Raw genomic sequence first — 7286 nt, 5'->3', positions numbered from 1 at the left:
CGCCGCACCCCGCGCCCCGCTGGCCGCCTCCCGTCCGCTGGCGTCGGGGACCCCGGCCGCGCCGCCTGCGCGCCCGGTGATGGTCGCCACCGCCGCACCGACCACACCGCCGGCCGCCCCGCGCGCGGCCCCTGCGGCCCCGGGGATGCTCGTGGACGTGCCCCGCACGACGCCCCGCTACAACGGCGCGCTGCCGGGCGTGGTGGAGGGCGAGCGGCCCACGCTGGATCAGATCCGCCGCGAGCTGGGCGACTGCCGGCGCTGCAAGCTGTGCACGGGCCGCAAGAACATCGTGTTCGGCTCCGGCAACCCGCGCGCGGAGCTGGTGTTCGTGGGCGAGGGCCCCGGTGAGAACGAGGACATCCAGGGCGTGCCCTTCGTGGGCCCCGCGGGAGACCTGCTCACGAAGATGATCGCCGCGATGGGCTTCAGCCGGAACGATGTCTACATCTGCAACGTCGTGAAGTGCCGCCCGCCGGGCAACCGCAACCCGGAGCCGGACGAGATCGCCGCGTGCGAGCCGTTCCTGCGCTCGCAGCTGCTCGCGCTCCAGCCCCGGGCCATCGTCGCGCTGGGCAAGTTCGCGGCGCAGACGCTGCTGCGTGACACCACCCCCATCACGAAGATGCGGGGCACGTGGCGCGAATACGAGGGCATCCAGCTCATGCCCACCTTCCACCCCGCCTATCTGCTGCGCAACAACGCGGAGAAGCGCAAGGCGTGGGAGGACCTGCAACAGGTGATGAAGCTGTTCGGCAAGCAGCCGGGCTCCAGCGCTTAGATTCGCTGGGAGCACCGCGAAGGAGGGGAGCCACGATGAAGGGAGTGCTCGAGACGCGCGAAGTGCAGTCGCCCGCGCTGGAGAACAATCCGCTGGGGGATCCGGCCCGTCGCCGGCTCACCGTGTACCTGCCGCCGGGCTACGGCGAGGGCACCCAGCGCTACCCGGTCGTCTACTTCCTGCACGCCTTCGGCAGCGGCGGCGCCTCCTGGACGAACGCGTCCGGCTTCGCCCCGTCGGTGCCGGACCGCCTGGACGCCCTCATCCAGAAGGGCGCCATTCCGCCCTTCATCGGCGTCTTCCCGGACGCGTGGACGAAGCTGGGCGGCAGCCAGTGGGTGAACAGCGACGCCATCGGGCGCTACCGCGACTACCTGGCCAAGGACATCGTCGGCTTCGTGGACAAGACCTGGCGCACGCTGCCCAAGGCGGCCTCGCGCGCGGTGGTGGGCCACAGCTCCGGCGGCTACGGCGCGCTGGTGATGGGCCGCTACCACCCGGAGCTGTTCTCGCTGGTGGGCGCGCACGCGCCGGACTCCTACTTCGAGTACTCCTACCTGCCCGACCTGCCCAAGGCGGCCACCGCGCTGCTCAAGGCCGGCGGCGTGGAGGCGTGGGTGACGGAGATGCGCATGCGCGCGCAGGAGACCAAGCTGCGCGGCGACGACTTCCCCGTCGTCAACATCCTCGCCATGGCGGCCGCGTACTCGCCGAAGAAGGGCGAGCCGCTCAATCTGGAGCTGCCCTTCGATCAGCAGAACGCGAAGATGCGGCTGGACGTGTGGAACCGGTGGCTCGTGCATGATCCGGTGCGCTTCGTGCCCAAGTTCCTGGACAGCTTCCGCAAGCTGAAGACGGTGTTCCTCGACTGTGGCACGCGCGACGAGTTCAACCTGCGCTGGGGCACGCGCATGGTGGCCGACGACCTGAAGGCCGCGGGCGTGGACGTGGTGCACGAGGAGTTCGAGGACGGCCACTCCGGTGTGTCGTACCGTTTCGAGCGCTCGCTGGCGGTGCTGGTGCCGCGCCTGTCGCAGGACTGAAGGGGACGTCATGGGGACTGATTCGTACGGGCTGTCGCGCGTCGTGGGTGAGAAGGGCGTGCTGCCGCAGCGCGCCCGCAAGCTGGACCCCTCGCTGCCGTGCCGCGAGGAGGAGCTGCTCATCGACGTGGAGAGCCTCAACATCGACGCCGCGTCGTTCAAGCAGATCAAGGACGACGTGGGCGGCGACCCGGCCCGCATCGCCCGGCGCATCCAGGACATCGTCCTCGAGCGCGGCAAGATGCAGAACCCCGTCACCGGCTCCGGCGGCATGCTGATTGGCCGCGTGAAGGAATTGGGCGCGAAGCACCCCGCCAACGGCGTGCTGAAGAAGGGCGACCGCATCGCCACGCTGGTGAGCCTGACGCTCACGCCGCTCGTCATCGAAGAGGTGAAGGCGGTGCACGCGGACATCGACCGGGTGGACATCCGCGGCCACGCGCTGCTCTTCGCGAGCGGCATCTACGCGAAGCTGCCGGAGGACATGCCGGACACGCTGGCGCTCGCGGCGCTGGACGTGTGCGGCGCGCCCGCGCTGGTGGCGCGCTACGTGCGTCCGGGCATGACGGTGGCGGTGCTGGGCGCGGGCAAGAGCGGCGCGCTGTGCCTTGCCCAGGCGCGGCGCAGCCTGGAGAGCCGCGGCAAGCTGCTCGCGATGGACATCTCCCAGAAGGCGCTGGACGCGCTGTCCGCCATCGGCCTGTGTGACGAGGCGCTGAAGGTGGACGCCACCCAGGGCGTGGACGTGATGGAGGCGGTGCAGCGCGCGACGGGCGGTCAGCTCTGCGACCTGGTCGTCAACTGCGCCAGCGTGGGCAACACGGAGATGGCGTCCCTGCTGTCCGTGAAGGACGGCGGCACCGTCATCTTCTTCTCCATGGCCACCAGCTTCACCACGGCGGCCCTGGGCGCGGAGGGCGTGGGCAAGGACGTCACCATGCTCGTGGGCAATGGGTACGTGCCCGGCCACGCCGCCCTCACGCTGGACCTGCTGCGCACCGAACCGTCGCTGCGCCAGCTGTTCGAAGCGCGCTACGTCTAGGGCTTGAGGAAGGCCGTGTGCACGGCCTGCATCAGCGGATCCTTCTGGCCCTCCGGGGCCTTCGGGAAGTGGCCCTGGTTGATGGTCCAGATGATGCCGCCGCCCAGGCCCTGCTCGCGCGCCCAGCGCCCCTTCTCCGTGACGGACGGGATGTCCTCGTAGGAGATGTAGTTGCACAACTGGGGGCCGTAGGCCGAGGAGGAGCTGAGGTAGGGCACCCGCGCCTCCTCGTCCCAGTGGTAGGTCGCCGTAGAGTGGTAGTACGTCTGGATGTTGAAGTAGCTCATCGCGTTGTCGCTGTTCTCCTCCACCACGCCCTCCCGTCCGTCCAGCGGCGTGCGCGGCTCCGTGACGCCCTTCCAGCAGGTGCCGAAGAAGCCGATGCCCACGCCGATGCGCTGCGGGGGCACGCCCGCGTCGACGAAGGCCTTCACCGAACTGGAGACGGAGCTTGGGTGGTGGCCGCCCTCGCCGAGCAGCGCGCTGGAGTGCCAGCTGTACCACCCTCCCCAGTGGCCGCTCATCTTGTAGGACATGATGTTCATCTGGTCGACGCGGGCCGCGAGTTCCTTGTGGAAGTCCGCCTCCACCTTGGGCAGTGGGAAGTTGGAGTTCACCCAGCCCACGGGCACCGTGATGATGATCTTCTCGTCCGCGGCGCGCAGGTCGTCCAGCAGCGCCAGCAGTGGGGGGGCGTCGCCCGGCAGGAGGATGGGTTCCCAGTCCACATCCACGCCGTCGAACTCCAGCTCGCGCATGACGGTGAGGATGTTCCGCACCAGGCTGCGGCGCTTCTCCATCGTCTCCGTCGCGGCCTTGAAGTTCTTGTACTCGCCCATGCCGCCCAGCATCAGCAGCGCCTTCTTGCCTTCCTTGTGCGCCCGCTGCGCCAGCTTCTTCGCCAGGATGGGCCCTTCGTGCGCGGAGACGTCGAAGTCGGTGTAGAGCGTGCCGTCGATGCGCGGACGGATGCGGCCCACCACCACGTGCGTGAGCAGCGACATGTCCACCGAGTCCACCGGGTACAGGTCCTTCTGGTAGCCCACCCAGTAGCCCATCACCCAGTCCGTCGGGGCCCCGCCGGCGCGCGGCTTCACCGGCGTGGAGGTGCGCACGCAGGGGCCCTCACCCAGCTCGTTGGCCGCGCAGACGCTGAAGCGGTACGCGGTGCCGTTGGTGAGCCCCGGGATGAGCGCGCCTGAAACCGGCGCATCCACCTTCACCGTCGCGCCGCCCGGCTCCGCCATCACCTTGAAGTACGACAACGGCCGGCCGCCGAAGCTCGCCGGTGCCAGCCAGCTCACGTACGCCTGGCCATTGCCCGCCGTGGGGACCACGGAGCGCGGCTGCCCTGGCACCGTGGGGTTCGGGATGCTCATGCCCGCCTGCGGCGTCACGAGCTCCGTCTCCACGGAGGACTCCCCCTCGCCCATCGCGTTCACCGCCGCGACCTTGAACACGTAGGTGATGCCGTTGTTGAGCCCCCGGATCATCGCCTGCGTATCGGGCGCCGTCACCAGGGCGCCGCCACACTCGGGCACGCAGCGGACCACGTAGTACAGCAGCGGGCTGCCGCCATCCTTGGGGGGCACGGTCCACGTCACCAGCGCGGAGGCATCCGCGGGCTGCGCGACGACCTGCTTCGGAGCCTCGGGCGGGCCTTCCTCCGGTTCATCCGGCCCCCCTCCGAGTCCAAAGTCACAGCCACCCAGCATCACCACCAGCGTCAATCCCACCCACAACCGCACCGGCACCGCTCGATGGTTGTTCATCCCAGGGCCCCCCTTGTGATGGCCCGGGGCGATATGGGGTCAGACCCCATGTGTGAGTCAATGCTCAATGGGAGACGGTGGCAATTTCGCATGCCATTGGATTTGGCTATTAATCAGACTAATGTGCCATCTCAAGTCAGTCAGGACCCTGATGAGTCGCAAGGCCGCCAGGGGAGCGTGCCGGCATGCGGCGTGGTCAACGGACCTGGGCGGTCGGGGCCTCCACGGAGGTGGCCGGGGCCACCGGGGCGGTGGGTGTCTGGGTCCGGGCCCAGTCCTCCGCGGAGCGGCCGCTTGCGTCACGCAGCGCGGGGGAGGCGCCCTGGTGGCGCAGCTCGTTGGCGACCTCGTCACGGCCGAAGAGGACCGCGAACATCAGGGCCGTCTGACCCAGGCGGTTGGTCTGGTCCACCGCGCAGGGCTGGGCGTTCAGCACCTTCACGACGTCCGCGTAGCCCTTGAAGGCGGCGCCCATGAGGGCGGTGTTGCCGCGGTTGTCGCCGGCGCACGCGTCGGCCCCGGCGGCGATGAGCGCCTCCACCGTCTGCGTATGGCCATGGTAGGCGGCGAGGATGAGGGGGGAGAAGCCGCGGGCGTCACGCGCCTCCACCGGCGTGCCGGCCTTGAGCAGCCCGGTGACGATGTCCGTCTCGCCCTCGCGCGCGGCGGCCAGCAGGTAGCGCTCCGCGTCGCTGGTGGCGAGCAGCCGTCCGGAAGGCGCGGGGGCGCGCAGCGACATCCATGCGGCGGTCAGCAGCGCACAGACGAGCATCAGCAGACCCAACGAACCGAGCAGCAGCTTGCGAACCATGAGGGCGTGTCTCCAGGGGGCCCCCGCCTCGCGTGGGCGAGGACGGGGGCCTTGTGTGGCGTTGGAAGAAGCGAAGCAGCGGTGACGGTCGGACTAGCGCGCGGCGAGCGGGGCCATGGCGGCCTTCGCGTCGTCGAGCTTCACGTTCACGGCCTTGGCCAGCCGCGTGCCGTAGTCCGCGTGGGCCGTGTAGAAGAAGCCGACGAGGCGCGCCTTCACCTTCGCGTCACGCACCTGGCCCAGGTCGCCGGCCAGGTTCTGGATCAGCCGCTCCTTGCCGCCCGCGTCGAGCGCCGCGTAGAAGGCGCCGGCCTGCGTGAAGTTGTCCGTCTTCTCGATGGCCCGCTGCTGCGTGGTGCCCGCGAGGGGAGCCTGGGACAGGAGCGCCTCGGGCGTGTCCTTCGTCTCCTTCGTGATGCTGGGCTCGTAGTTCACGTCCGACTTCGTGTTGGACGTGTTCATCGCGCCCGCCTGGCTGTTGTTGTTCACCGCCGCGCGCGCGTGGTTCACCGGCAGCGACAGGTAGTTGGCGCCCACGCGGTAGCGCTGCGTGTCCGCGTAGGAGAAGAGGCGGCCCTGCAGCAGCCGGTCCTCGGACGGCTCGATGCCCGGCGGCACCACGCCCGGGGAGAAGGCGGCCTGCTCGGTCTCCTCGAAGAAGTTGTCCGGCATCTTGTTGAGCGTGAACTTGCCCAGCTTCACCGGGGGCAGCTTGTCCTTGGGCCACTCCTTGGTCGCGTCCAGCGGATCGAACGAGAAGCCGTCCAGGTCCTTGGGGTCCAACACCTGCACGCTCAGCTCCCACGAGGGGAACTTGCCCTGCTGGATGTTCGTGTAGAGGTCGTGCGTCGCGTGCTGGAAGTCCTGGCCGCCCACCTTCGTCGCTTCTTCCGCGGTGAGGCCCTTCACGCCCTGCTGCGACTTCCAGTTGAACTTGACGTACTTCACCTCGCCCTTGGCGTTGACGAACTTGTAGGCGTGCACGCCGTTGCCATCCATCTGGCGGTAGTTCGCCGGGATGCCCAGGTCCGAGTAGACCTGCGTGAGCATGTGCGTGGACTCGGGCTGGTGGCTGAAGAAGTCGAAGAAGCGGTTCGGGTCCTGCCGGTTGGTGACAGGCGACGGCTTGAGCGAGTGCACCATGTCCGGGAACTTGATGGCGTCGCGGATGAAGAAGATGGGCAGGTTGTTGCCGACCAGGTCCCAGTTGCCCTGGTCCGTGTAGAACTTCAGCGCGAAGCCGCGGGGATCGCGCAGCGTCTCCGGCGAGCCGCTGGGGTGGATGACCGTGGAGAAGCGCACGAACATCGGCGTCTTCTTGCCCTTCTGGGAGAAGACCGACGCGCGCGTCAGCTGCGAGAAGTCGCCGTAGCTCTCGAAGGAGCCATAGGCGCCCACGCCGCGTGCATGCACCACGCGCTCCGGGATGCGCTCACGGTCGAAGCGCGCCAGCTTCTCAATGAGGGCGAAGTCCTCCAGCAGGATGCCGCCGCGGGGCCCGGCCGTCTTCGAACTCTGGTTGGTGCCCAGCGGCGCGCCGGAATCCGTGGTGATGGGGGGAGGGTTGCCAGCCGCCAGGGCCGGTGCGCCGGACAGCAGGACCGCGAGGAACAGGGAGCGACGCATCAAGGGGAACTCCTGGGTTTCGGGGAATGCGGCCTCATACAAAGCACGTCCCGTGCCGCCCGGGTGGAGTCAGTAAAATCAATAACTTGGAGTCATTGCCTCCCAGTCATCACCGGTATATCGGTGGATTCACCGGGATTGCGGTGGTGGGTGTCACCGCTCCATCGGTGCCAGGGCCGCACCGAAAATTCGGTGTGCCGCTGTCATTCCC

At 68.8% G+C, this 7286-nt stretch carries 6 protein-coding genes; 3 read left to right on the top strand and 3 right to left on the bottom strand.

The genetic code is table 11. The features are described from left to right. From D7X12_RS12100 to kdd, 3 genes are all read left to right on the top strand, one after another. The coding region (locus D7X12_RS12100; protein ID WP_244224504.1) for a uracil-DNA glycosylase at positions 1 to 781 on the top strand (781 nt) is incomplete at its 5' end. Between the two features lie 35 nt (positions 782 to 816). Then, on the top strand, positions 817 to 1824 hold the full coding sequence (locus D7X12_RS12095) for an alpha/beta hydrolase (RefSeq protein WP_120625425.1): 1008 nt from the start codon (positions 817 to 819) through the stop codon (positions 1822 to 1824). 10 nt (positions 1825 to 1834) lie between these two features. Next, entirely contained in the window at positions 1835 to 2866 is a 1032-nt protein-coding gene (kdd, locus tag D7X12_RS12090) for an L-erythro-3,5-diaminohexanoate dehydrogenase (RefSeq protein ID WP_120625424.1), read from the top strand. On the opposite strand, the gene D7X12_RS12085 is transcribed toward kdd, so the two are convergent. From D7X12_RS12085 to D7X12_RS12075, 3 genes are all read right to left on the bottom strand, one after another. Continuing rightward, positions 2863 to 4638 (bottom strand): glycosyl hydrolase family 18 protein, encoded by a 1776-nt coding sequence (locus D7X12_RS12085; protein ID WP_120625423.1) that lies wholly within the window; start codon positions 4636 to 4638, stop codon positions 2863 to 2865. The two genes, kdd and D7X12_RS12085, sit on opposite strands and share 4 nt — an antisense overlap. Before the next feature lie 196 nt (positions 4639 to 4834). Then, a complete protein-coding gene (locus tag D7X12_RS12080) occupies positions 4835 to 5449 on the bottom strand; it encodes an ankyrin repeat domain-containing protein (protein ID WP_120625422.1) in 615 nt (204 codons plus the stop codon). A 93-nt stretch (positions 5450 to 5542) separates the two neighbouring features. Then, on the bottom strand, positions 5543 to 7078 hold the full coding sequence (locus tag D7X12_RS12075; RefSeq protein WP_120625421.1) for a catalase: 1536 nt from the start codon (positions 7076 to 7078) through the stop codon (positions 5543 to 5545). Positions 7079 to 7286 lie beyond the last annotated feature (208 nt).

This window comes from Corallococcus sicarius (assembly GCF_003611735.1).
GTDB lineage: Bacteria > Myxococcota > Myxococcia > Myxococcales > Myxococcaceae > Corallococcus > Corallococcus sicarius.
This window is presented reverse-complemented; position numbering and strand designations above follow the sequence as displayed.

What these genes read in the sequence shown, in the direction of transcription:
- D7X12_RS12085 (WP_120625423.1), bottom strand. Translation starts at nt 4,638, where the DNA reads ATGAACAACCATCGAGCGGTGCCGGTGCGGTTGTGGGTGGGATTGACG.
- D7X12_RS12095 (WP_120625425.1), top strand. Translation starts at nt 817, where the DNA reads ATGAAGGGAGTGCTCGAGACGCGCGAAGTGCAGTCGCCCGCGCTGGAG.
- D7X12_RS12080 (WP_120625422.1), bottom strand. Translation starts at nt 5,449, where the DNA reads ATGGTTCGCAAGCTGCTGCTCGGTTCGTTGGGTCTGCTGATGCTCGTC.
- kdd (WP_120625424.1), top strand. Translation starts at nt 1,835, where the DNA reads ATGGGGACTGATTCGTACGGGCTGTCGCGCGTCGTGGGTGAGAAGGGC.